Consider the following 25515-nt stretch of genomic DNA (forward strand, 5'->3'; position numbering starts at 1 on the left):
GGGGTGTCAAGGGAACAATGGCGTCGTAGCGCGAAGCAGGGCCCGGTGCGCGCGTAGCCGCCCGCACCGGGCCGCCGTGACGAAACGAGCGGGGAGACAAGATGCAGCTCGGGATGGTGGGCCTCGGCCGGATGGGCGCCAACCTGGTTCGCCGGCTGATCCGCGACGGCCACGAGTGCGTGGTCTACGACGTGAACGCCGAGGCCATCAAGGCCCTGGAGGCCGAGGGCGCCACGGGGGCGGGCACGCTCGCCGAGTTCGCCGCGGCGCTGCGTCCCCCGCGGACCGCCTGGATCATGGTGCCGGCCGGGCTGACCGGGCAGACCGTCGACGCGGTCGCCGAGCACTTCGCACCGGACGACGTCATCATCGACGGCGGCAACTCGTACTACCGCGACGACATCCACAAGGCGAAGGAGCTTGCCACCAAGGGCATCCACTACGTCGACGTCGGCACCTCTGGCGGCGTGTTCGGCCTGGAACGCGGCTACTGCCTGATGATCGGCGGCGAGCCGGAGGCCGTGGCCCGGCTGGAGCCGTTGTTCGAGACGATCGCCCCCGGCGTCGGCGCCATCCCCCGCACCCCCGGCCGCGACGGCGAGCCGGTGCAGGCCGAGAAGGGCTACCTGTACTGCGGGCCGAACGGCGCCGGGCACTTCGTCAAGATGGTCCACAACGGCATCGAGTACGGGATGATGGCCGCGTTCGCCGAGGGTCTCGCCATCCTCGACAAGGCGAACATCGGCCGGGAGGCCCTGGAGCACAACGCCGAGACGGCCCCGCTGGGCGACCCGCAGTTCTACCAGTACGACTTCGACACCGCCGCGATCGCGGAGGTCTGGCGGCGGGGCAGCGTCGTCAGCTCCTGGCTGCTCGACCTCACCGCCGCCGCCCTGCAGGAGGACCCCGAACTCGCCGAGTTCAGCGGCCGGGTCTCCGACTCGGGTGAGGGCCGCTGGACGGTGCTCGCCGCGGTGGAGGAGGGCGTGCCCGCGCACGTGCTGACCGCCTCCCTGTACGAGCGGTTCAGCTCCCGTGGCGAGAGCCTGTTCGCGGACAAGCTGCTCTCCGCGATGCGCAAGCAGTTCGGCGGCCACGCGGAGCAGCACGCCCCGAAGGCCGGCTGAGCTCGGCCGGCCTTCAGGTCGGCGGCTCGGGCGGGTCGGTGGCTCGGGCGGGTCAGATGTCGGCGCCGAGATCACCCACGTCACCCATGACGATCATGGGATGGGCGGTGGGCTTCAGCCAGCGCAGGATGGACGTCAGCGCGTCCTGCTCGACGGCGACGCAGCCCCGGGTCGGCGACCTGTGGTCGACGTGCAGCCAGATGTCGCCGCCGACCTGGTCGCCCAGCGGCCGGGTCGGGTCCGACGGGGGACGCCCGGGCAGCCGGTTGTAGTCGATGGCGACGACGTAGTTGAACGCGTCGGCCATCGGCTGCCCCTGCGGCGCCGCCGTCCGGTAGAACGCCGGCCGGTACTCGTAGGGCATGCCGGTACCCGGATCCGGCAACCGGCCGCCGGCCGCCGTCAGGCTGAACACCCCGATGGGGCTGCGCAGGTCGCCCTCGTGGTGGGTGAAGGTCCACCCGTTGGCGCCGTTGCGCCCGGTCAGCGGGGCACCGAACGGCTCCCAGGGGGCGTCCGGGTTCGCGCGCTGCCACAGCGTCACGTTGTTGGTGTTCGTATCCCGGTCGGCGCCGCTCGCGACGATCACCTGGAGGGCGTCCCGGGGAATCTTCGCCGACATCACCGCCCCGATGCCAGGCACAGCGCCCGAGGCCCCGGCCGTGCCGTCCGCGCCCACGACCCGGTTCGGCCGCACCCGCTCCGCGCCCGCCGCCGATGGGGCCGACCCGGCCGAGGCTGCGCCGACCGATGCCGACGGCCTCGGGTCCCGCTCCGAGCCGGGACCGCTGAAGTGGACGGCGCTCGCGGCGCCCACGACCAGAGTCACGCCGGCAGCCGCGACACCGACGGCGACCGACCGGCCCCGCGCGGCGCCCGCGCGGCGAGGTCTGTTGCGGTGATCGGCCATGTCTGCGGCCTCCGGGACGACGCCGCGGGCGGGGCGGCGTCGCGCTGTCGAGGGCCGACGCTCCCGGCGGCGACCGCGCCCGCGCCACCGGGGTGCGACCACGGCGCACCGGTCACGACGATACGGATCGCCTCCCGCTCTTCGGTGGGATACCCCAGCGCGATGCCCGTGCCATGCGGTCACAGCATCCGAACGCTGGGTGACATTGAGGAATGCCTCCCCGGGCGGATCATCATCGTCCGCGGCGCACTCCTCATCACCTCCCCCACAGGGCGGTTCCGAACCTGCCCGGAACGCCCGCAGAGCACCGGAAAGACCCGCCGATCAGCACGATCAGGATTTTTTGCCGTGCGGAGGGTGACAGATTGCCGCTGCGGATCGATTGCTCGGCGGCCCGCCGTCGGCACGGAACCAGGCGAGGTCCGGCGAGGACGAACGCACGGTCGGCTGCCGACCCCGGCCCATCCAGCGCCCCCGCGGCCGCGACGAGGGTGGGATCACGCCCGACCGGGTTACGCCTGTCGCCGGCACCCACGGCGCGAGATGCATGGAGTCGATTGCGGTACGTTCTGGTCAATCTGCGGCGACAAAGCGTGCACACCGCACCGCATGCGCACACCGCACCGCAGTGCGCTCACCGCACCGCAATCGGCCGCCACCGACCCGGCCCGTCACCGCTCGGGCCCCCACCGAATCAGGCCCGACGACCGTGCTCGACGGCTTCCAGTTCCACCGCATCCTGGCCACCCCGCGGCGCCCGGAGGGGACCGACCGTCCCGACCCCGTCCCGCCCGCGCTGTTCGCCGCGCTCGTGGGTGCGCACGCCGAGCTGACCTCGCTCGACGCCGGCCCGGCCGCGCCGGGCGTCGCTGTCGCCTGGCTGCGCGGGCCGGGCGAGTCCCACATCCGCTTCCTCGCCGGCGGCCGGCCCTACTTCCCCCCGGGCACCATCCCTGCGGCCGAGGCCGAGGCCGCGGCCGCCCCGCCGCCCCCGACCATCCCACCGGGCCCGACGTCCCCGCCACCGGGCGGCGGGTGGCCGGATTCCGAGGGCGGAGGGCTGCCGGCGCTCCCGCCCTTTCCCGGGCCGCCCCGCCCCGGCCGGCCCCGGCCCGCGTCGGCGCCGCGGGCGGCCGGACCGGCCCCGCTGCTCTACCCGCCCGGATCGACGGCCGTCGCGCTGGCGCCCGGCGCCGTCCTCGACGACCTCGCCCGTTTCCCGTACTGGCTGCGCTGCGGTGGCGCCCCGGACGCGCTGTGGGCGCCCGGACCAGGCGGGGAGGGCGGCAACCAACCCCCGGCCGGCGCGCGGCGCGGCTCGTTCGACGACTACGCCGCCCACCTCGTCGGCCCGTTCGCTTGGCTGGTGCTGGCCTGGCCGGTTGCGCCGCGTCGCCTCACCGAGGAACGCGACGCCCTCGCCCGCAGCATCCCCGCGCTGCGCCTGCGCGAGCACGACCAGGACGCCCGGCTCGACCTGGAACGGGCCGAGCGCCGCCACCGGGAGCTTGGCCGCGCCGCGGCCAGCGGGATGTGGGACGTCGAGATCCTCGTCGGCGGGGCCAGCAGGGCCGGCGCGTTCTCTCTGGCGGCGCTGCTGTGCAGCTCCAGCGATCTCGACGAGCTGCCCTACACGCTGCGCCCGTTGGGCCCCGCGACGTCGTTCGCCGGTGTCCGGGCGCCGCGGCCGGCGGATCCCGCGGACGGGGCGGAGCGCAGCCCGTTCCGGGCCGGCGCCGAGCTGCTCGCGGCGCTGGCCCGCCCGCCCGGCCGGGAACTTCCTGGCATCACGCTCATCACCCCGCACACGTTCGACGTGACGCCGGAGGGCCCGGACGGCAACGGGCCCGCGGATCCCCGCGGCGCCCCCGGGGCGGTGCGGCTCGGCGACGTCCTCGACGCCGGCTGGTCGCCGGCCGGCACGCTCGCCGTCCCCCGGTCCACGCTCAACCGACATGCGTTCGTCTGCGGCGCCACCGGCTCCGGGAAGTCGCAGACCGTGCGGTCGCTGCTGGAGTCGCTGGCGCGCGCCCCGGCGCCGGTGCCGTGGCTGGTGCTGGAGCCGGCGAAGGCGGAGTACGCGCGGATGGCGGGTCGGCTGGCCGACCTCACCGGACCGCTCACCGGACCGCCGGAGGGCGGGGACGCGGGAGCCGACTGCGCGGGCGGGCTCGGCGCGGGCGGGCTCGGCGCGGGGAGCGTCGGGGATGCCGTGCGGCCCGGTGAGGTGCTTGTCATCCGGCCTGGCCGGCTTGACGCGGCGCCGGCGTCACTGAACCCGTTGGAGCCGGAGGCCGGCTTCCCCTTGCAGAGCCACCTCGACCTGGTCCGCGCGCTGTTCCTCGCCGCGTTCGAGGCGCATGAGCCGTTCCCCCAGGTCCTGGCCCGGGCACTCACCGTCTGCTACCGGGATCTGGGCTGGAACCTGGTGCTCGACCGGCCCGAGCCGCCGCACCGGCCGCGGTTCCGCGTCCGCGGGCCGGACGCGGACGCGCCGGTCGAGGCGCGGCGGCGCTACCCGACCCTCGGCGACCTGCAGCGAACCGCCGCCAGGGTGGTGGAGAACATCGGCTACGGGGCGGAGGTCACCGCCGACGTCCGCGGGTTCGTCGACGTGCGCATCGGCAGCCTGCGGGAGGGCAGCCCGGGACGGTTCTTCGAGGGTGGCCATCCCATCGACATCGGCGCCCTGCTGACCCGCAACGTCGTCATCGAGCTCGAGGACATCACCAGCGACCAGGACAAGGCGTTCCTGCTCGGGGCGGTTCTCATCCGCATCGTGGAGCACCTGCGGGTCCGGTTCGGGGCCGCCGGCGCCGGCGGGCTACGGCACGTCCTCGTCGTCGAGGAGGCGCACCGGCTGCTCAAGAACGTCACCGACGGGCCGGCCGCGGCCGCGGTGGAGCTGTTCGCCTCCCTGCTCGCCGAGATCCGCGCCTACGGCGAGGGCCTCGTCGTCGTGGAGCAGATCCCGGCGAAGATCCTGCCCGACGTCATCAAGAACACCGCGCTGAAGGTGATGCATCGCCTGCCGGCCGCTGACGACCGGGAGGCCGTCGGCGCCACGATGAACCTGCGCCCGGAGCAGTCCGAGGCCGTCGTGGCGCTGCCCGCCGGGGTGGCCGCCGTCAGCGTGGACGGCATGGACCGTCCGGTGCTGGCCCGGATGGTCGCCGGTGACGCACGGGAGTCCCCGCATCTCGCCCGCTACGACCGGGTTCCGCTGGCCGGCCGGCGCAGCCTGCACTGCGGCGCGGCGTGCGCCCTCGGGCGGGCCTGCACCCTGGAGGAGACCGAGACGGCGGCGCTGGCCGCCCACGACGCCCGGCTGGTGCTCTGGGTCGAGGCGGTCGCGGCCCACCAGGTGATGGGCTTCGCCCACGTGCTGGGCCTCGCGCCGTTCGCCCCCTCGCCAGCGCTGCGCGCGATGCTGGCCGCGCAGCCGCCGCGGCGGCTCGACTGCCTGCTCGCGCACGCCACCGACCGGGCCACCGACGCCCGAGCCCGGCTGCTGCGCCCGTCCGTCGATCCGGACGACTTCGCCGCCGCGCTGCGCGCCACGCTGCGCCGGTTGCTGGTCGGGCCGCCCGCCGACGCGCCGGTGGACTCCCGGCGGTTCACCGCGGGCGTCTACCGCTGGCAGGACGTCCGGCTGGCGCTCGGCGAGGCCGTGCGCCGGCAGGGTCCGGACGCGGGCCCCCACCCGCTCACCTCGTCCTGGCACGACCGCGGCCTGGCCGTCGCCGGCGGCACGATCGGCGAGCAGCTCGCCTGGCTGCGCGCCAGCCCGATCTACACGGGCGGCGAGGACCAGGTCAGCGTCGGCGACGTGACGGCGAGCGGGCTGGTCGACGCGGTGCGGGAGCTCGCCGGCGGGACGGCTGCCGGGGCCGTCGGGATCGCGCTGGAGCACGCCTGCACCGGGCCTGGCCTGGCGGACCTGGTCGACCAGATCGCCAACCTCGTCGAGACGGGCACGGGCGGCCCGCTGGCCGGACCCGAGGCGCCGGAGTCGGCCGCGGCCGGCCGGTGAGAGCGTTGCCCGGTGAGGAGTCGGGGAAGTTCCCCGCCGGGACCGGCACGCTGGTGGCGTTGGCTCCCGGCCACGTCGAACAGGGTGACGGAACGGCGGCCGCGGTCGCGGGCGTCAGAACGCGACAGAACGGACACTCGACGCCATACTGGAGACGGAGGGATTTGGTCTCGCCACGGGGCGTGCTCGCCAGCAACGGCGGCGCGGTGGGCCGGGCGATGCACAGGCTGGCGGGCCAGGTCCTGCCGTGACGCGACTGGCGGGGGTCACGATGGGAGGCGCAGCCCTGACGGCGGCGGAGGCCCAGCTCATCCAGGGACTGTTCGTCCCTCGGGAACGCTGGGGGTGGGAGTTCGTCGACGGCGGCCCGCCGACGCCGAGCCCGCTCGCCGACGAACGCCCCGTCTGGACGCCACCGGCGCTGCCCGACCTGACCGAGCTGGCCGCCCGGCGGGACCGGTCGCTGCGGTCGCTGTGGAAACGGCTGCCGGTACCCGCGGCCTTCGTCGTCTTCGGGGTGCTGCTGGCGTCCGAGGGCGGGCTGTTCTTCGTGCCGGCCGGGTTGGTCCTCGCGCTGCTCGCCGGCCTGCCCCCGCTGGTGCGCCACCGGCGGCTGGTGCGCGCCCGGCGCCGGACGGCGACGGCGACGGCGACCGCCCGCGCCGCCCACGAGCAGGCGGTGGTGTCCTGGCGGGCCGAGATCGACGCGCACATCCGGGCCGACGAGCGGCGCCGGGAGGCCGCCAGCAGCTTCTTCCCCATCGTGACGCCGGCCGCGACCCCGCGGGTCGACGTCTTCGGCGGCGACGGCAACGGCTGGGCCAGCCTGTTGGCCACCGCCGGCTGCTCGGTGCTCACCGGCGGCACCGGCATCCTGCTGGTGGACCTGAGCGAGCGGACGGTCGGCGGCGGGTTGGCGCGGCTGGCCGGGCAGGCCCGCTGGCCCGTCGAGTCCTGGGACCTGCCCCGCCAGCTCGACGAGGTCGCGCTGCTCGACGGGCTCGGCCCGCGGGAGACCGGCGAGCTCGTGGCGGACGCCTTCGGCCCGACCCGCGAGGGCGATCAGGACCATCACCGCCGGGCGCTGCACGCCGACCTGGTGAGCACGGTCGGTCAGGTCCTCGGCGAGCGGCTGACCTTCCGCCGGCTCGCCGAGGGCCTGCGCGTGCTGGAGGGTCTCGACGACGGCACGGCGGCCGCGGCGTTGTCGACGGCCGAGGCCGGTGCGCTCGTCGGCCGGATGAACGCCTTCGGCCGCGGCGAGCGGATCCCCGACGAGCTGCGTTACCTGCGTTCCTCGCTGGAGGCCCTCTGCCCGCCGGACGCCTCGGCCGTGGCCGCGCAACGGGCGGCGATCGCCGGCGGGCCGGGCGCCGGCGGCCTGCGGCGGCTGGCGACATGGTGGCCCGTCCAGGGGCTGCGGGTGATGGCGACCTCCAGCCGCACGTCGTCGACGCATCACAAGGAGCTCGCCGACCGGCTGGTCATCCAGGCGGTCCTCCACCAGCTTCGTCGCCGCGAGCTCGCCCCCGCCGCCGGGCGGGACATGCTGGTCGTCGCCGGAGCGGACCATCTCGGCCGACCCGTGCTGGGCGGCCTCGCCCGGCACGCCGAGATCGCCGGGGTACGCCTCGTGCTGCTCTTCGAACGGCTCGCCGACGACGCCGAGCGGGTCCTGGGCAGCCAGGGCGGATCGACGATCATCATGCGGCTCGGCAACGGCAAGGACGCGACAACCGCGGCGGAGTTCATCGGCCGCGGTCACAGGTTCGTCATGTCCCAGGTGACCACGCAGGTCGGGCGGAGCTTCACGACGGGCGACAGCGACAGCGTCGGCTACTCCGACGGCACCTCCGACACCACCGGCACCAGCGGCGGGTCGAGTCGGACCTACGACCGCACCCGCCTGCTGCCCTGGCTGCAGAACACCTCCACGAACACCGGCTGGCAGGAATCCGTGACGACGTCACGCTCGCAGACCTGGCAGCGCACGACGAACACCTCGGTCAGCGACTCGACGAACGACGGCAGCACCACCCAGCGGGTGTATGAGTTCCTCATTGAGCCCACCACCGTGCAGACCCTGCCGACCACCGCCTTCCTGCTGGTCAGCCCGGTCGACGGGCCGGGTCGGGTGATCTCGGGCGACTGTAACCCCGGCACCGTGCTGCTGCCCCGGGTCTCGCCGGTGGACCGCTGGTCGGCGGCCCGGGGTGCCGCCGGGGCCGCGGGGGCGCAGGCGGCACCCCGGGCGCCGGGCGCCACCCCCCTCGCCGAGCCTCCCGCACCGTCGGCGCAGCTCCCGGTCGGTGGGGCGGCGGGCCGGCGGGATGGGGCCCGACCGCGTCCGATCGGCACCGCGGCGCCCGACGCCTACCCGAGCCTCGCCGTGGCCGCGGAGGAGCTGGCCTACCGGCTGGCCCCACCGCCGCCACGGCCCGGCCACCCTGCCGGCCCCGTCCCCGGCCCCGGCCGGGTGGCCGGCGGCTGGGTGCCGACCGGAGTGCAGCCGGCGTCGGGCCCGGGCCCGCAGGCCGGGGGCTCCGGGCGGCCCGTGGAGGACTCCCCGGCCGACGGGCGGCCACGCGAGGAGGGGAGGCCGCCGCGCAGGGGCCGGCGCCGCCTCAGCGGGCAGCCGCCGAACCCGGCGTGACCGGCGCGCACCGTCCAACCGGCGCGCCCCGTCCAACCGGCGAACACTGCGTGGCCGGCGAACACGGCACGCAGTTATCCACAACCAAAAAAAGATGCTGGCCCAACGGAAGAACAACCGTCATCGTCTTCTCATGGCCCATAACCCTGGCCGACTCTCCTGGCAGGAGATCGCCACCCCCCAGGCCGGCGTGATCACAATCCGCGACGCGGTCGCCGCCGGCATCACCCGTACCGAGATCCGCCGACGCCTCGATGACGGCCGCTGGCGGCAGCCCGTCCGCGGCGTCCTGATCACCGACCTCAACCCCGCCACCGGCCCGCAGCACCTGTGGGTCGCAGTGCAGGCCATCGGGCCGGATGCAGTGCTCGCGGGCGGATGTGCGGCGGCGCTCGCCGGGCTGGTCGGCCACGACCCTCAGCCGGTGACCGTGCTCATCCCGGCCGACCGCCGTGTCAGCGCTCCGCCGGGGGTACTGCTACGGCACAGCGCGCGCCTGGAATCCAGCGAGATCGACCCGCTCCGGCTGCCCCGGCGGACCACACCGGCCCGGTCCCTGATCGACATGGCGGAGTGGGCGGCGTCCCGGGCCCTGGCGCAGGACGTCCTCTGCGACGCAGTGCGCCAACAGATCGTCACCGTCCGCGGCCTGCGCGAGGCGTTGTCCCGCCGCGGCCCGATCAGCCGGCGCACGCTGATCGCCGAGACGCTGGATCGGCTCGGCGCGGACGCGCCGCACCTCACCGAGATCATGTTCCGCCGGATCGAGCGGCGGCGCGAGCTGCCCCCGGCGGGCTATCGGGTCGAGGGTCCGGCGGACGAGCCGACCTCGCGGCTGACCGTGCGCTACGAGCCGTGGCGGGTGCGGGTCGAGGTCGCGGTCGAACCGACCGCGAACCGGCTGATCACCCAACGTGATCCCAGTCAGGACATCCTGGTCCGGTTGCCGGCGCACCTGCTGCGGACCGCGCCGGACGACGCCGCCGACATCGTCGCCGAGGCCCTGCGCGAACGGGGCTGGGTGCCGCCGACGGATCACCCCCAGCGGGCCCTGGCCTCCTGACGAGGAGGCCACCGCAGGTGGCCGGAGGGGTTGGCGGCGGCCTGATCTTGCCGTAACTTTGAGCGAACGTTGCGGGAGCTTCCACCCGAGGAGGCTGAGAGGGCGGCTGGGCAGAAGCCCGGTGCCGCCGACCGCCTGAACCTGTCCGGGTAATTCCGGCGTAGGGAGTGATGGCCGTGGCGCGTCCGGCTCCCATCGGCTCCATCGGCCGCTCGCGGGCGCTGCTGTGCCCGCCGGCACCGGGCCGTCCGGCGGCGCCCTACCGCCCGCCGGCACCGCCACCAGGTGCGACGGACCCGGGCGGCGGGACGGCGCGCTAGCGTCCCGCGCGGCCGGCCGCCGCGGTCCCGCGGCCGATCGGCCAGTCCCACTCGGCCGGGCAAGCACCCGGCCGGGGTCTCATGCGGCCGGCCGCCGAACCAGTCGCCGCCGAACCAGTCGCCGCCGGACCGGTCGCCACCCGGCGGGACCTCGTCCGGCGCTCATGACCCGGCGTTCGTCCCCCGACGACGGCCCACGCCGGCCGGTCGCGCACCATCGCGCGTCCGTCGTCCACATGCTCGTAGCCGCCGTAGGACCGCAGTAGCTCAGGGAGACGGCAGTAGCTCAGGGAGGAGGAGAAGTCGTGTTCGCACGCCGATCGNGCCGGCCGACGGCCCTGCCGCCCGCCGATCCCCGCCGGTCGGCCGGAACGGGTCTGGAGCTCCGTGGGGTCGCGAAGCGGTTCGGCGACATCACCGCGGTGGCCGGCGCGGACCTGTCCGTCCCCCCGGACAGCCGCCTGGGCGTCGTCGGCCCGAGCGGGTGCGGCAAGTCGACCCTGCTGTCGATGATCTGCGGGCTGACCGACCCGGACGCCGGCACCATCGACGTCCTCGGCGCCGCAGACGCGCCGGGGCGGCTGGCCCGCTGCGCCTGGATGCCCCAGCGCGACCTGTTGCTGCCCTGGCGCGGCGTGCTCGCCAACGCCCGCATCCCGCTGGAGAACCAGGGCCTGACCCGCCGGGAGGCGTCGCGGCGCGTCCGGCCGCTGCTCGACCGGTTCGGCCTCGCCGAGTTCGCCGACCACCGGCCGGCGCAGCTCTCCGGCGGGATGCGCCAGCGGGTCTCGTTCCTGCGCACGGTGGCCGCGGACAAGCCGGTCCTGCTGCTCGACGAGCCGTTCGGCGCCCTCGACTCGATCACTCGGGCGGACCTGCAGGACTGGCTGCGCGCGATGCTCGCCGACGAGCCCCGCACCGTCGTGCTCGTCACCCATGACGTCGAGGAGGCGCTGCTGCTGTGCGACCGGGTGGTGGTGATGTCGGCCCGCCCCGGCCGGATCGTCGCGTCCGTCGACGTGCCGCCCTACGCCGGCACCGGCGCCGCGGCGCGGCGGGCGCGGCTCGCCGACCCCGACTTCGTCGCGCTGCGCGACACCGTCCTCGCCCACCTGGAGAGCGCCCGTTGACCGCGACGCGGTTGTGGCCGAGCGTCCTCGTCGGCATCGCGCTGCTCGGCGCCTGGGAGTTCGTCACCCGAGTGCTGCACGTCGAGGAGTACATCCTGCCGGCACCGGACCAGGTGGCGACGACGCTGGCCGACCGGTGGGACAGCACCCTGCGCAGCGCCACCTGGGTCACCGGCACGGAGATCGTCCTCGGCTTCGCCATCTCGGTCGCCGGCGGACTCGCGCTCGGCTGCGCGCTGCACTTCTCCGCCGCGGCCCGCCGAGCGCTGTACCCGCTGCTCATCGGCTCCCAGACGGTCCCGGTCGTCGTCCTCGCCCCGATCCTGGCGATCATCTTCGGCTACAGCATCACCCCGAAGCTCATCCTGGTGGCGCTCATCTGCTTCTTCCCGGTGGTGGTCGGCACCCTCGACGGCCTCGCCTCGGTCGATCCGGAGCTCGTCCGGATGATGCGGACGCTGCACGGTCGACGGGTCGCCATCTTCACCCGGGTGGAGTTCCCGGCGGCGCTGCCCTCGGTGTTCACCGGCCTGCGGCTGGCCGCCGCCTACGCCGCGACCGGCGCGGTGTTCGGCGAGTACTCGGGCGCCTCCGACGGACTCGGCCACGTGATGCGCCAGGGCGTCCCCCAGCTCCAGTCCGCGCTGGTGTTCGCCGCGATCGTGCTGCTCACCGCGATGTCCGTGGTCCTGTTCGTACTCGTGAGCTGCGCCGAACGGCTGCTCGTCCCCTGGCACCGCAATCCCACCCGAGAAGGGACCAACCAATGATCGCGCCGCGCTCCCGCCGGCTGACCATCACGGCGGCCGCCCTCGCCGCCGTCACGCTCGCGGCCGTCACCGCCTGCGGCTCCGGCGGCTCGTCCGGCGCCGAGCGCCGGGCCGCCACGGTGCTGCTCGACTGGGAGCCCAACCCGGACCATCTCGCGCTCTACTCGGCGCAGGACGGCGGCGACTACGCCGCCGCCGGGCTGAACGTCACCCTGCGTTCGCCGTCGGACCCGTCCGACCCGCTCAAGCTCGTCAGCACCGGCACCGTCGACCTGGGCATCTCCTACGAACCCGAGGTGGTCATCGCCGGGGTCGAGAAGCTCGACGTCGTCGCCGTCGGCGCCCTCATCCCCACCGCCCTGAACTCGATCATGGCCGTGGGCTCCGCCGGCATCACGAAGCCCGCCGACCTCGCCGGGGCCACGGTCGGCACCTCGGGGCTGCGCACCGACGAGGCCTTCCTCGACGCGATCGCGAAGGCCAACCACTTCGACGGCACTTCGATTCACCGCGTCGACGTCGGCGCCGACCTGCTGCCCGCCATGATCTCCAAGAAGGTGACCGCCACCCTCGGCGCCTACCGCAACGTCGAGGGCGTCACCCTCGCCGACCGCGGCCTCGCGCCGAAGGTGATTCCGGTGACCGAGGCCGGGGTGCCGCAGTACGACGAACTGGTCATCGTCGCCCGGCGCAGCCGGCTCGCCAAGGACCCCGCCTATGCCGCGCTCGTCCGCGACTTCCTGCGCGCCACGGCGGCCGGCAACGCGCGGGCGCTCGACGACCCGGCGAAGGCCACGACGACGCTCACCGGCGTCGCCGACGGCTACGACCCCAAGCTGCTGCCGAAGATGGTCGAGGCGACGGCCCCGCTGCTGCGCAACCCGGCCGGTTTCGGCCGGATGGACACGGGTGCCTGGACGTCGTTCATCGCCTGGATGCGCGCCGAAGACCTGATCAAGGCGACCGTCCCGACGGCGGACGTCGTCACCAACGCCTACCTACCCAAGCCATGACCATCGCGGATGCCGCTGCCCGACCATCCACGTTCCGAGACCAGTGAGCACGATGACGCCCGATGCCATCCCGGCCGCCGCGGCGCAGTCCTTCAGCGCGCGGCTGTGGGCCTCCACCGAGCACGTGTACGAGGCGATCCTGCGCCATCCGTTCCTCACCGGGCTCACCGATGGCAGCCTGCCGCGGGCCGCGTTCGGCCATTTCGTCGTCCAGGACGCGCACTACCTGCGGGACTACGCGCGGGCCCTGGCCGTGTGCGCGGCGAAGGCGCCCACCGAGGACGACGTGCGGGCGCTCGCGAGTGACGCCGCCGACGCGGTCGCCGCCGAGCAGGCCATGCACGCCGACCTCCTCGACGCTCTCGGCGGCCCCACGCCCACCGGCCCCACTCCCACGGGCGGGGTGGCAGCGGGCGGGGTGGCGACGGTCGCGCCGACGACCCGCGCCTACACCAGTTACCTGCTCGCGACCGTCTACGGCGGCTCCTTCCTGGAGGGGCTCGCCGCGGTGCTGCCGTGCTACTGGATCTACGCCCGGGTCGGCGCGTGGCTGCTCGCCGACTCCTCCCCCGACCCGGTGTATGCCCGGTGGATCGCCGCCTACGGCGACCCGGCATTCCAGGCGGTGGCCGACCGGGTCGTCGCCCTCACCGACCGGGTGGGCGCGGACGCATCGGCGCCGGAGCTGTCGCGAGCCGCCGAACACTTCGCGGTGACGGCGCGCTACGAGTGGATGTTCTGGGACGCCGCCTGGCGCCGCGAGACCTGGCCGATCTGACAGATCTACTACCCGTGTCTCGCGGCGTCAGATGCGGACGATGGTGATGGTTCGTCCGCTGGGGCCGGTGGCGGACTGGACCGTGGCTGAGGTGCGCCGACGACGCCCTCGAAAAGGCCGTCGGCCAGAACTCGTGTGATCACCGTTCCGAGAGCTGGGAGTCCACGTATGACGCAGCGCTGATCGCCACTCCACGGAACCGCTCGGGAGGCTCAGACCTCCTTGCGGGCGATCACCAGGTAGGTGCCCGCGAAGCCGGCGCCGTGGACGTAGCGCCGGGCGAGCCGGTCGAGGAGCCGGGCCGTGATCAGCAGGGGGCTGACCACCGCCATCATGGCGCCCCAGGCCACCAGGTGGGCGGGGCCGGCAGCCTGGCGCAGCCAGGGCATGGGGCGCGGCGCGATGGCGGTGACGACGAGCAGCAGGGCGGCGGTGAGATCGCCGAGGCCGCGGCTGGCGGCGAACCGCACCAGGACGGGCCGCAGCCCCCGGTCCTCCAGCGCCGCTAGCAGGTTGTCGACGGGGATGAGATGCGCCCGCTCCGGCACCGCCCAGCCGGACCAGAACCGGCCGAGCCAGCGCGCCTGGTGGCATTCGGCGTTCGCCAGCTCGCACAGCACGTGGCCGCCGGGTGGTAACGCCTTGGCGACGGCGTCGAGCTCCGCGGACGGGTCGTCGGCGCGTTCCAGATAGCCGAACATGCTGATGACGTCGTAGCGACCGGCGACCGCCTCGACGACATCGGGCAGCCGGCCGTGGTGGGCATGGTCGAGCCAGCCGCGCCGCAGGCCCTCGTCCAGCCCAGCGAACGTGTCGACCCCGTCGAACACCGTCGCCGGCCACACCTCGCGGGCCGCGTTCGGGAAGTGGCCGTAGCGGGAGCCGACGTCCAGCCACGCGCGCGGGACCGTGAACGGACGCACGGCGGCGGCCTGTCCACGGCGGTCGCGGGCGATCACCGCCAACGCCTGCTCGGCGATCCCGGCGCGCAGGCCGTCGTAACGGTCCCGGTCGTAGAACTCGCGGCCGGCGGGGCTCAGCGCCGGGTTGAGGAACACGTGCCCGCAGCGCCGGCAGCCGTCGAGACGGAACCGGCCGGGTTTGCGCAGGAACATGTCGGGCGAGTCGAGCCGGGTGGCCAGCTCCGCCGAACCGCACCACGGACAGTCCGCGCGGGCGCGGCGCAGAAACCGGGCCAGGCCGGCGCGGACGTCACGGCCGTAGGAGGCCCGGCTGGCCGCCGTCCGCTGCTTCTTCGCGTGCTTGACCGGGTCGGCGGGCAGCCCGGCGGCCTTGGCCTCGGCGGCCCGCGCGGCCTGCGCGCGACCGGCGCGCACCGAGTCGATGACGAACAGCAGCCCGCTGAGGATGCGCACGATCGGGGAGCGGATCAGGTCGCGGGGGGACAGCGGCACCCGGCCGGCGCAGACGAAGAACGGCTGGAACCAGAACAACGCCGTGGCCGCGAGTCCCCACGGCCGGTTGACGTGCACGCCGATGGCGGTGGCGAGCTGCGGCACGAACGGGAAAAGCTGGTTGCGCCGGGTGAATCGGTACGCGCGCTGCTGGACCCGCACGCGCATCGCCGCGTCCTCCCGGTCGGCACGCAGCCCCGGCAGCACGGCGAGGTCGGTCGATCCGGACGCGAAGGTCTTCAGCCGCTCGGTGATGTCGACGAGCTCCACCGGGTCGAAGCCGTCGCGGCGGGTGATACCGGCCCGGTCGAGGATCTCCGAGCGAACCAGCAGCGCCTGGAAGGCGCCGCGGCCGGGCACGCACCGGTCGGTGCGGTAGGTGCGGGTGTCGACCATGCGGGCCAGGTCGAGGGCGCGTTCGACGGTCAGGTCCGCGGGCACGAGATCGAGGACGTCGAGCTTGTCCCGGCTGGCGTGGTAGCTGGCCGCGCGCCGCCCGCTGTCGGTCAGCCGCACCCCGTCGGCGACGAGGAACTCGTGCGACGGATCCACCGGCCGGCCGGAGGCGGGCAGGGTCTCCAGGCGGCGCAGCCGGCCGCGCAGCCGCACCCCGTTGATGAGCAGGCCGACGCAGACCAGGACCGGCAGCCAGTCGAGCACGGCGGTCAGCCCCGTACCGGCCCGACCGCGGCGCGACCGCGCCGGCGAAACGTCATGCGGCGAGTTTCTCAAGCCGGTCCGCGGCGGCCGCAACCCCTCCCGCCGCGGCGAAGGCGTCGCGCAGCCGCCCGGCGGCCTGGCGGTGGCCGGGATCGTCGAGCAGGGACGTCACCGCGGCGCGCACGGCCGCCGGTCCGGCTCGGCCGAACTTGATCCGTAAACCCGCGCCGCTGCGCACGACCTGCTCGCCGATGATCGGTTGATCGTCGCGGACCGGGGCGACGACCAGCGGGACACCGCGGGACAGCGCCTCGCAGACCGTGTTGTTGCCGGCGTGGCAGACCACCGCGGACAGCTTCGGCATCAGCTCGACCTGCGGCACGAACGGGGCGACGAGCAGGTCGTCGGGGGCGGCGTCGGCCAGGTCGTCGACGAGGCCGGGCGGGGCGACGATGACGGCCTGCACCCGTCCCGCCAGGCCCAGCAGGCCCTCCGCGGCGGCCCGCAGGAACCGCCCGCCGGCCTCCCGGGTCACCGTGCCGAGGGAGACGAGCACCGCCTCGCGGTCCGGGTCGAGCCACTCCCAGGGGAAGGAGGCGGTCTGCGCCCGCCGGCCGACCGCGCTGCCGACGAAGGCGACATGGCGGGGCACGTCGGGGTTGCGCAGCAGCTCCCGCACGGACGTGACGAGGGTGAGCTCATCGGAGAACCGCAGGTCGCCGGCGGCGGCCTCGTCGGCGGACACGCCGCGGGCGAGTTGGAAGTCCCGCAGCAGGTCGGCGACCCACTGCCCGAGCCCGGCCAGCACCCCGTACGGGTCGTCGAACTCGGCCGACGTCGTGGCGAGAGTGGCCCAGTGCAGCCGCCGGCGACGGGCGACCAGAGCCGCACCGACCGCCTGCTGGTCGATGACCATTACATCCGGGCGGAACTCGTCGACGACCGCGTCCACCGCCGGCTCCATCGCTGCGGCCAGCGGCAGCAGGAAGTCCTCCCACAGGAACTTCAGCGACGCCGGGCCGCGCAGCGCCCGGGAGCGGGCGACGATGTCGGCGCGATCGGCCTCGCTGAGTGTCTCCGGCAGCGCCAGCAGCGGCAGCCCCGGCGGGACCAGCCCGCCGATCACCCCCGCGTGGCCGGCGACGGCCACATTGTGACCGCGGTCGGCGAGCTCCCCGGCGATCCCCACGGCCGGGTTCACGTGCCCGGTCAGCGGCGGCACGACAAACAGGACGCGGCTCACGGCCGGCTCCTCAGCCCACCGCCGGGCGGCGCCCGGTGTTCAGGTCGGGCGGCGGCACCATCTGCGTCACCCACTCGGGGGTGACGAAGCGTCGCTCGGTCGGGCGCACGTAGGGCGGGGGTGGCGTGCGCCGGTCGAACAGCCACCAGCGCAGCAGGTCGCGCAGGTAGCCGGTGGCCTCGCGCAGCACCATGTGGGTGTGGTGCTCCAGCACGATCAGGGTGCACTCGGGGACGAGGGCGGCGAGCCCGGCGGCCTGCCCGATGATGTCGGAGTTCTCCCCGTAGACGGCGAGCACCGGAATCGGCAGCGCGGCGAGCGCCTCGGCGGAGAACGCCGGCGTCGCCAGCATGTCGGTGGCGATCGTCGTGTCGGACAGCAGCCGCTGGGCGGCCCGGGTGGCCTTGGTGATCGCCCGGCCGGCGCCGTTGTCCAGCCACTCCTCGACCTCGTCGTCGGTCATCGCGACGAGGATCTGGCTCAGCGAGCGGGCCATCTCCTCGCCCAGGCCCTCGATGAGGAACGGCGGCTCGATGAGCGTCAGGCTCGCGACCCGAGCGGTGAACTCCAACCCGAACGCCAGGGCCAGCGTCGCACCGTAGCTGTTGCCGACGACGTGCACCGGGCGGTCCACCCCGAGGGCGTCGAGCAGCCCGGCGAGGTCGGCCATCGAGTCGGCGAGGCGGTAGCCGCCGCGGGTGCGCTCGCTGCGGCCGTGGCCGCGCAGGTCGTAGCAGATGACGTCGCAGCCGGCGTCGGCCAGGCAGGTACCCAGCGAGAAGTAGAAGCTGGAGATGTTGTCCATCACCATGCCGTGCACCATGACGACGATCGGCGAGTCCGCGGACGCGCCCCCGCGGGGTTCGAGCCGCTGCACATGCAGGCGGACGCCGTTCGCGATGACCTCTGCCACGGGCCTTGCCTCCTTGTCGATATGGATGCCGGGTCGGATGCGGATGCCGGATCGGATGCGGATCGCCGGTCGGATGCGGATCGCCGGTCGAGACCGGATGCGCCGAGCGGCCGTCAGGCCGACCCGGCGGTCGCGGGCGCCGGCAGGCTGTCGACGATGAACTGGACGACCTCACCGACCCGCATGTTGATCACCTGGTCGACGTCCATCCTGGCGAGGAAACCGACGAAGTCGACGGCCTCGCCGTAGCGCTCCCGCAGCCGGTCGGCGAGCGCCACGAACTCGATGCTCTCCAGCTCCAGGTCCTGGCTGAACGTGGTCTCCATGGTGATGTCCATGTCGATCACGTATTCCTCGCCGATGACCTCGCGCAGGTCCTCGGTGACCTCGCCGAGCACCCGCGTCTCGGTCTCCGCCCGGCCCGCGCCGCCCGGTCCCGCCGTCTCCTGAACAGACATGATCGCTACTCCTTACTCGCTGGGAAGGCCGTTTGCCTCGACCTCGGGGGAGGTCCAGGCGACCACATAGGTCGCGGCGCCGGCCCGCCGGGCGGGGGCGCCGTCACGCGCAGCAACCTGACCGATGACGGTGGCGGAACGCACGTCCCTCGCCACGGCCCGGCCGTCGGCGCCGCCCGAGTCCGGCTCGGGGGCCCCGGGTGCGCCGCCTTCCGGCCGGATCCGGCCGGAGGCGTCCACCGTACGCAATGCCACCCACCGGGAGCCCCGCGGGAGCGGCCCGTCCGGACCATCCCCGTAGACGGTGACCCGGACCAGTTCGGGCGGAGCGTGCCCGGCCCAGTCGGCCGCGGCCCAGGCCCGTCCGGGCCGGTGCGGGCCGTCGACGACGAACTGGCGCGGTCGGCCCGCGAGCCCGGTGCCCTCGGCCTTCGCCGCCGCCTCCTTCGCCGCCCACAGCCGGGTGAACCACAGCGCCCGGCGTCCCGGATCGTCGCCAGCGACCCGGTCGAGCAGGTCGCGTTCGACCGGGGCGAGCGCCGCCAGCTCGACGCCGGGCGCCCGAACGACGATCTGCTCGATGTCGATGCCGACCGGCCCGTCCGCGGACACCAGCGCCACCGCCAGCTCCGGCTTGTGCGCGAGGGACACCCGCGGGGGGTCGCCGGCCGGGATGCCCGGCCGCGCCGGCAGGGCGCCGACCAGCGGGGCGCCCAGCCCGTCGTGCTCGATCCGGACCTCGATCCCCCAGACGGGCCCCGCACCGCGCGCCCACAGCCAGCGCCGGACGGCGTCCTGGACGGCGATGCGCCCCAGCAGCCAGCCGCGCGCCGCCCGCGGGTTGAGGCCCGCGAGCCGGGCCCGGTCGGCGGAGTCGGCGTAGTGGCGCACGATCAGCTCGCGCGAGGCCGAATCGGACCAGCGGTCGAGCGCGACCACCCAGCCCTCGCCCGAGGGCTGGGCCACGGTGTGCAGCTCCGGGGCGCGGACCATCGCCCAGAGCACGTCGTCGTTGGCGAAACGCCGATCGGTCCAGGCCGACACGACCGCCCAGAGCGACCCGTCGAGCCGGCGCAGCTCGAGGTCGGCGGTCACCGTCCGTTCCGCGACCTGCCGGATCCGCACGACACAGTCGACCAGGTCGCCCGCCACCGGCGCCGGACCGTAGAAGCGCAGGTCGGACAGGGACTGCGGCAGCAGCAGCGAGTCCGCGGGCAGGTTCTCCATCGCCCAGTAGCCGAAGAGCTGCCCGGCGTTGTCCAGCAGCGCGCCGGACGCGGCCGGCACCCGCAGCCGCCCGCGGATGCCGGCCGCGGCGATCGCCTCGATGCGGTGGATGCCCTGGTATCCGGGGCCGTGGAAGAGGAAGTGACCGCCGTAGAGATCGCTGCCCTGGTGGCGGGATGGCTGCTCGCCGGGCAGGATCGGCCCGGTCGGGCCCGCCGGCAGGTCCGCGGTGGCTGCCGTCGTCTGCGGGGACGGCGGGTAGCCGTCGGCGAACACGACCGTGCCGCGGGCGTAGCCCTCCATGGTCACCCGGACCGCGTCCGGCCCCGCCGGGGTGAGGATGACCGACACCTCCACGGCGGGCTCGATCGCGAGCCAACGCAGCGCCCGGACGTCCCGGATGCCGATCGGCACCCGCCCCGGCATCAGCGCCGCGGCCTGCGCGATCATGAGTTCGAGCACCTCGGTCATCGGCACGACCGGGAACAGGTCGGACAGGTCGCGCCAACCCGGCGGCTGGCGGTAGAAGCAGTGGTCGATGATGTGCGGCATCGACTCCAGCGACAACCGGCGACGGACGGTCCGCGGCCCGAGTGCCAGGCCGCCGCCGGAGGCGGCCGCGTCGCGGCTGGCGGGTTCGGCGTGGCTGGCAGGCTCGGCGTGGCTGGCAGGCTCGGACGCGCCGGGACCCCAGGAGGCGGTGGCGCCCGCTCCGCGGGGCGCCGGCACGCCACCGGACCCACCGGACGCGGGCACGGTGCCCATCCCGCCGGCCGCGGGGCCGCCGCGCCGTCGTGGTGGCGCGCCCCGCGGGGCGGTGGGGCCGAGTGCCCACCGGTCGACGACCGTGGACATCACCGCACCGGCGTCGGCCAGCGCCGCACGCAGCTCGTCGAGAACCGGATGGCTGCCGGCGGCGCCCACAGCCGGGAGAGCCGGATCCAGGTGATCCGGTCCCAGGAGGGCCGGGCCGGGGAGGGCCGGGACAGGGAGATCCGAGCCAGGGAGGGCCGGGACAGGGAGATCCAGGACAGGGAGGGCCGAGCCCAGAAGATCGGCGGCCGCGGGTCCGAGGCGCACCAGCGGCGTGCCGAGGTTCAGCCGGACAGGGGTGCCCCGGCGCCGCGGCAGCTCGATGGCCCTCCCGGCGGAGGGCGTCGGGGTCAGGGCCTGCGCGGGGGACGGGGTCGGCTCGCTGGCCGGCACCGTCACCGGGGTGGCGGGCCGCTCGGGGCGGGTCCGGCAGGGCAGCAGATCGAGCCGCGGGGCCGCGCCCTCCACCCACAGCGCGGCGGCCACGCGGCGCAACTGGTCCAGCCCGGAACGCTTCGGGGAGTTCGTGACCAGCGCGACGTGATCGTGACCGGGCAGCGTGTTGTCGACGAACCCGGCGACGCTGCCCACGCCGACCTGGACGAAGGCGCGCACGCCGGTGTCGTGCAGCCGGCGGACGAGCTCCCGGAACCGCACAGGCTCGACGAGGTGACGCAGGGCGAGCGCCCGGACGGCGTCGTGGTCGCGCGGGTAGGGCGCGACCGTCGTCGCCGACCAGATCGGGATCGTCGCCTCGGCGAGGGTGACGTCGGCGAGGTTGGTCCGCAGCCGGTCCAGGTAGGGCTCCAGGAACGGGGAGTGGAAGCCGGAACGGAACGGCAGGACCTGCCCGAGCACGCCGTCGCGGCGCAGCCGCTCGAGCGCGGTGCGCACGCTCTCCTCGCGCCCGCAGATGATCGACTGGTGCGGGCAGTTGTCGTGGGAGACGACGACGTCGCCGAGATCGGCGATGACCTCGGCGGCCCGCCCGGCGCCGCAGCCCAGTGCCCCGAAGACGACCCCGGGCACCTCCAGTGCGGCCGGGTCGAAGCCGGCGATGAAGGCGTCGGTGGACTCGCCGGTGATGAGCCCACCGCTGATCATCGCGTTCCACTCGCCGATGCTGTGCCCGCCGACGAGGTCCGGGACGATCCCGAGGCGTCGCAGCGCCTCGTCGAGGATCCGCCCCACCTCGACGCTCGCGACGCCGTGCCGGCCGAGCAGCCCGGTGTCGTCGAGGGCCGGGCGGACGAGCCCGAAGTGCGCGCAGACGTCGTCGATGCGCGGGGAGAACTTGTCCTCCAGGCCGCAGAACAGGAACGCCGTCCGCCCGGCGGGCGTCCCGTCGGGCCGGGCGGGGTCGAGCAGGCCGGCCGGGGTGAACCACAGGTCGTTGCGGCCCCGCCACGGGTTGCCCCGCCCCACGACCGTCCGGGCCAGGGCGAGCCGGCGCGGGGTCGGCGCGACCAGGGCGAGCCGCCAGGGGCCGCCGGCCGGCGGGCTCGCCGCGTCGTCCCGGTCGAGCAGCTCCGCGTCGTCGACGTCGAGCTGGGCGAGCAGCTCCGCCGGGCTGCTCCCGGCGAGCAACAGGACCGCCTCCGCGTCCGGATCGGCCACCCGCGCAGGGTCAGCCGGCGGGGGGGCGGGGAAGGTGTGGGCCAGGGTCACCGGGGCGGTCGGCGGTGCCTCCTCGACGACGAGATGGGCGTTGATGCCGCCGAAACCGAAGGCGTTGACGCCGGCGCGCCGGGGACCGCCGCCCGCCGGGGTGTCCCAGTCGGTCGCCGCCCGCACTGGCGCGAACCGGCTGCCGGCGAAGGCGGCGTGCGGCTCGTCGCAGTGCAGCGTCGGCGGCAGCACCCGGTGGTGCAGGGCGAGCGCGGTCTTGATCAGCCCGGCCGCGCCCGCCGCCGGCATCGCATGGCCGATCATGGACTTGACCGAGCCGATGCCGATGTCCGCGCGTCCCGCGCCGCCCGTACCGGCTGCGGCCGCCGTGCCGAAGATCCGGCCCAGGGTCGCGAGCTCCACGGCGTCGCCGGTCGGGGTGGCCGTGCCGTGCGCCTCGACCAGGCCGATCGCGCCGGGTGCCGTCGGGTCGAGCCCGGCGTCCGCCCAGGCGCGCCGCACGGCGAGGGTCTGCCCGTCGGCGGCGGGGGCCATCAGGGAGGCGGAGCGGCCGTCGCTCGACGTGCCGGCCCCGCGCAACACCGCGTAGATCCGGTCGCCGTCGCGGCGGGCGTCGGCGAGCCGGCGCAGCACCAGCATGCCGACGCCCTCGCCGATGAGGATGCCGTCCGCCCGCCGGTCGAACGGGCGGATCGCCTCGCTCGGCGACAGCGCCCGCAGCAGGGAGAACACGCTCCAGAACGACGGTTCGTGGACGAGGTGGGCACCGCCGACGATCATCGTGTCGGTGCGGCCGGAGCCGAGATCACGCATCGCCATCTCGACGGCGATGAGCGACGACGCGCAGGCCGCGTCCACCGTGTAGGCGGGACCGCGCAGGTCGAGCCGGTTCGCGATGCGGGACGCGGCGAGGTTGGGCACCAGGCCGATCGACGCCTCCGGGCGGGCCGGACCGAGCTGCGCGACGAACGCCTCGCGGACGCGTTCGACCGCGTCGGCGGGCAGGTCCGGCAGGACCTCGCGCAGGGTGGTGACGAGCTGGCGGGAGGTGCGTACCCGCTGCTCGAGCCGGGCCACCCCGGACCCCACGTAGCCGCCGCGGCCGAGGACGACGCCCACCCGCTCGGCGTCGCCGAGCCCGTTGGGCCCACCGGCGTCCGTGATCGCCTCGGCGGCGAGCCGCAGCGCCAGCAGCTGGTCCGGCTCGGCCCAGTCGACGGCGTTGGGGACGATGCCGAACGCCGTCGGGTCGAACGTCGCGAACTCGTCGACGAAACCGCCGCGCCGGCAGTAGAAGCCGTCCGCCGCACCGGCCGGAGCCGCGTCGGTACCCGCGCCCCGCCGCGTGCCCGGCGCGGCGAGCGGCCGCTCGGGCGGGAAGTAGTCGTCGACGTCGAAGCGATCCCGCGGGAGCGCCCGGATCGCGTCGACCCCGCCAACGATGTTGCGCCAGAACGTGTCGAGGTCGCCGGCGCCCGGGAACAGCGCGGACATCCCCACCACGGCGATCGGCGGCGCCCCGGACCCGCCCCCGGGGTCACGCATCGAACGCCTCCGCCTCGGCGCACATGTAGACGACCTGCGCCGGACCGTCGGGCGGGCCCGCCAGCTCGCTCAGCAGCGCGGCGACGCCGTCGGCCGGGTCGATCAGGCCGATGCCGCGGCGGGCGTACTCGCGGGCGAGCTCCGCGGAGACCATCCCGCCGCCCGCGGCGGCCGGCGACGCCCAGGGGCCCCAGTCGACGCTGACGATCCGGCCGGCGAAGCGCCCCGCCGCCGCACCCGCGAGCGTGTCGAGGGCGTCGTTCGCGGCGGCGTAGTCGGCCTGACCCCGGTTGCCGAACACCCCCGCGACGCTGCCGAACAGGGCGACGAAGCCGACGTCGTCGCGGACCGCGGCGAGCAGGGCCCGGGCGCCGTCGACCTTCGTTCGGTAGACCCGGTCGAACGACTCGGGCGTCTTGTCGCGCAACAGCCGGTCGGCGAGGACGCCCGCGCCGTGCACGAGCCCGTCGAGGCGACCGTGGCGGGCGTAGACGTCGGCCACCACCGCGGCGACGGCCGCGCCGTCGCGCACGTCCACCGCGTGGTAACGCACCGAGGACGCCAGCCCGCGCAGGGTCGCCAGCGTCGCCCGCACCTCCCGCTCGGCGAGCAGTCGGGAGACCCGAGCCTCGATCTCGGCCGGGCGGCGGACGCCGGTCTCGATCAGCGCGCGGCGCAGCGCCGGGGCGTCGGCCGCGCCCGCGGTGGCGGGATCCTCGGGCCCCGCGGGCGGCAGGGTGCGCCCGATCAGCTCGACGGTGCAGCCGCTGCGCCGGGCGAGCTCGACGGCGACCGCCGCGGTGATGCCCCGGGCGCCGCCGGTGAGCAGCACGACCGAGGACGGGCCCAGCCCGGCCGGCAGGCTGCCGGCCCCCCCGGCACCCGCGGGCCGTACCCGCAGGGTGGCTCGCGCCCCCTCCCGGTAGCCGACGACCAGCGGCCCACCCGGGGTGAGCAGCTCGGCGAGCAGGCTGTCCGCGATCCGGCGGGGCTCGTCCTTCGGCTCGACGTCGACGAGGCGCAGCGCCAGGCCGGGCACCTCCCGGGCGATCGTGCGGACGAGGCCGGCGAGCCCCGCGCCCGGGGTCGGGCGGACGACGAACTCCCCGGCGTCAGCGCGTCGGGCGTGCTCCAGGGCGTCGACCGCGCTCGGGTCGGCCGGCGCGCCGGTGGCGGTGGCGGTGGCGCGGGCACGGCCGAACCGCCCGCCGTTGCCGGTGGCGATGAGCACCCGCCGGCTGCCGCCCAGGGCCGCGGCCCGCAGGGCTGGGAACGCACCGGGCAGGATCGCGTGCTCGTCCGCGCCCGGGTCGGCGGAGGCGATCCAGACGAGACCGTCGGCGCCGGCCCCAGCCCGGATCTGGTCGACGAGGCCGGCGTCGTCGGCGGCGAGGATCCGCGCCTCGGCGCCCGCCTGCTCCAGCCGGGTGGCGAGCGCCAGGCCGACCCCGAGACCGCCCTCCACCAGCAGGAAGCGGGAGCCGGCGAGGTCGGTCGGCGCCGCGCCGGCCGGCGCGGGCAGGATCTCCGGCTCGACGACGAAGCGCCGCAGCGGAATCGCCCCGACCGGATCGCCGACCACAGCGGACCCGAGGTCCGGGGAAGACCCGACGGCTGGGGAAGACCCGACGGCTACGGGCGACCCGACGGCTACGGGCGACCCGCCGGTCAGCGCCGCCGCGGCGGTGGAAGCGCTGGGCTCGGTCCCGCCGGCGGTCGAACCGACGATCCAGTCGACGATGCCGCGGACGGTCTTGATCGCCGCCAGCTCCTCGACGACCTCCTCGTCCAACTCCCCCGAACCCGCCTCCACCA

At 75.2% G+C, this 25515-nt stretch carries 15 protein-coding genes; 8 read left to right on the forward strand and 7 right to left on the reverse strand.

What is annotated here, in order from left to right:
* The first annotated feature begins 101 nt into the window (after positions 1–101).
* Complete coding sequence (gene gnd, locus FF36_RS07955; RefSeq protein WP_044884343.1) at positions 102–1127, forward strand: phosphogluconate dehydrogenase (NAD(+)-dependent, decarboxylating); 1026 nt, start codon at positions 102–104, stop codon at positions 1125–1127.
* 52 nt (positions 1128–1179) lie between these two features.
* Here the strand turns inward: gnd and FF36_RS07960 are convergent, their stop codons facing one another.
* A complete protein-coding gene (locus FF36_RS07960) occupies positions 1180–1956 on the reverse strand; it encodes a L,D-transpeptidase family protein (protein WP_052681010.1) in 777 nt (258 codons plus the stop codon).
* Between the two features lie 790 nt (positions 1957–2746).
* Here FF36_RS07960 and FF36_RS07965 point away from each other — a divergent pair.
* The 7 genes from FF36_RS07965 (at position 2747) to tenA (ending at position 13797) form a co-directional block, all read left to right on the forward strand.
* Complete coding sequence (locus tag FF36_RS07965; RefSeq protein ID WP_044884345.1) at positions 2747–6070, forward strand: helicase HerA domain-containing protein; 3324 nt, start codon at positions 2747–2749, stop codon at positions 6068–6070.
* A gap of 247 nt (positions 6071–6317) precedes the next feature.
* On the forward strand, positions 6318–8723 hold the full coding sequence (locus FF36_RS07970; protein ID WP_242418126.1) for a hypothetical protein: 2406 nt from the start codon (positions 6318–6320) through the stop codon (positions 8721–8723).
* Positions 8724–8856: 133 nt separating this feature from the next.
* The gene (locus FF36_RS07975; RefSeq protein ID WP_044884346.1) at positions 8857–9786 is read left to right on the forward strand and encodes a type IV toxin-antitoxin system AbiEi family antitoxin domain-containing protein; all 930 of its coding nucleotides are present in this window, start codon (positions 8857–8859) and stop codon (positions 9784–9786) included.
* 742 nt (positions 9787–10528) lie between these two features.
* Positions 10529–11236 carry an ABC transporter ATP-binding protein gene (locus tag FF36_RS07980; protein WP_242422381.1) on the forward strand — a complete coding sequence of 236 codons (708 nt, stop codon included), beginning with the start codon at positions 10529–10531 and terminating at the stop codon, positions 11234–11236.
* Positions 11233–12006 (forward strand): ABC transporter permease, encoded by a 774-nt coding sequence (locus FF36_RS07985; RefSeq protein ID WP_242418084.1) that lies wholly within the window; start codon positions 11233–11235, stop codon positions 12004–12006. Before FF36_RS07980 ends, FF36_RS07985 begins: the two co-directional genes overlap by 4 nt.
* Complete coding sequence (locus FF36_RS07990) at positions 12003–13019, forward strand: ABC transporter substrate-binding protein (RefSeq protein ID WP_044884347.1); 1017 nt, start codon at positions 12003–12005, stop codon at positions 13017–13019. The genes FF36_RS07985 and FF36_RS07990 overlap by 4 nt, the downstream gene beginning before the upstream one ends.
* A gap of 52 nt (positions 13020–13071) precedes the next feature.
* The gene (tenA, locus tag FF36_RS07995; RefSeq protein WP_044884421.1) at positions 13072–13797 is read left to right on the forward strand and encodes a thiaminase II; all 726 of its coding nucleotides are present in this window, start codon (positions 13072–13074) and stop codon (positions 13795–13797) included.
* 212 nt (positions 13798–14009) lie between these two features.
* Here the strand turns inward: tenA and FF36_RS08000 are convergent, their stop codons facing one another.
* The 6 genes from FF36_RS08000 to FF36_RS08025 all read right to left on the reverse strand — a co-directional run.
* Complete coding sequence (locus tag FF36_RS08000; RefSeq protein ID WP_044884348.1) at positions 14010–15872, reverse strand: class I SAM-dependent methyltransferase; 1863 nt, start codon at positions 15870–15872, stop codon at positions 14010–14012.
* 52 nt (positions 15873–15924) lie between these two features.
* On the reverse strand, positions 15925–17115 hold the full coding sequence (locus FF36_RS08005) for a glycosyltransferase (RefSeq protein ID WP_044884349.1): 1191 nt from the start codon (positions 17113–17115) through the stop codon (positions 15925–15927).
* Positions 17116–17125: 10 nt separating this feature from the next.
* The gene (locus FF36_RS08010) at positions 17126–18028 is read right to left on the reverse strand and encodes an alpha/beta fold hydrolase (protein ID WP_044884350.1); all 903 of its coding nucleotides are present in this window, start codon (positions 18026–18028) and stop codon (positions 17126–17128) included.
* Between the two features lie 113 nt (positions 18029–18141).
* A complete protein-coding gene (locus FF36_RS08015) occupies positions 18142–18486 on the reverse strand; it encodes a phosphopantetheine-binding protein (protein WP_044884351.1) in 345 nt (114 codons plus the stop codon).
* A gap of 12 nt (positions 18487–18498) precedes the next feature.
* Entirely contained in the window at positions 18499–23700 is a 5202-nt protein-coding gene (locus FF36_RS08020; protein ID WP_044884352.1) for a type I polyketide synthase, read from the reverse strand.
* Positions 23693–25515, reverse strand: a 1823-nt coding sequence (locus tag FF36_RS08025) for an SDR family NAD(P)-dependent oxidoreductase (RefSeq protein ID WP_044884353.1), incomplete at its 5' end; no start/stop codon positions are given. The genes FF36_RS08025 and FF36_RS08020, both read right to left, overlap by 8 nt.

This window comes from Frankia torreyi (assembly GCF_000948395.1).
Classification (GTDB): domain Bacteria; phylum Actinomycetota; class Actinomycetes; order Frankiales; family Frankiaceae; genus Frankia; species Frankia torreyi.